At 46.0% G+C, this 709-nt stretch carries 1 protein-coding gene; it reads right to left on the bottom strand.

Going from position 1 to position 709, the window contains the following annotated elements; all coding sequences use genetic code 11:
• Positions 1-9 precede the first annotated feature (9 nt).
• A partial coding sequence (gene btsR / locus R7190_RS27465) for a two-component system response regulator BtsR (protein WP_318137880.1) occupies positions 10-709 on the bottom strand: 700 nt, incomplete at its 5' end.

Raw genomic sequence — 709 nt, forward strand, 5'->3', positions numbered from 1 at the left:
ATTCGGCACTTAATGGCTGATACCTAGCATCTCTTTGAGTACTTTGAGGTAACGACGGCTTACTGGGATCTCAAAGCCTGTTTTGGTGATGATTTCGGCTAGACCATTTTCCAGCAGCTTGATTTCACTGATGGCCTTAATGCTCACTAAATATTGGCGATGACAACGCACTAAGGGCGTTTTTTCTTCCAGTGTTTTTAACGTGAGCTGAGTGCTTGCTGTTTGGCTGGTGGAACGTACATGCACACCGCTAATATCGCTATAAGCACATTCCACCGTCTCGGTTGCCATGATCACAATCCGATTGTGTCCAATACAAGGAATTTGATCCAAAGTATCGGGTGTAATCGCAGACAGTTGTTGAGTTAACGCTGATTGACTGATCACCTTGTTTAGGCGCTTAACGGTTTTGTTCAAGCGGCATGGGTCGACAGGTTTGAGGAGATAATCAAACGCGTTGTCTTCAAAAGCTTGGATTGCGTATTGGTCATAAGCGGTAACAAAAACCACATACGGCATGGTTTCAGGATCGAGCATGCCAAGCAGCTCAATCCCAGTCACTTGAGGCATTTGGATATCTAAGAACACCACATCAGGTTTGAGCTCGTTGATTTTTTTGAGGCCCAAGATGGCATTGGACGCATCACCGACCACCTCCACTTGACCTGTTTCATCCAAGAGCTCTGCCAGCTCTTCTCGAGCAAACTGT

Source organism: Vibrio sp. 1078-1 (genome assembly GCF_033340475.1).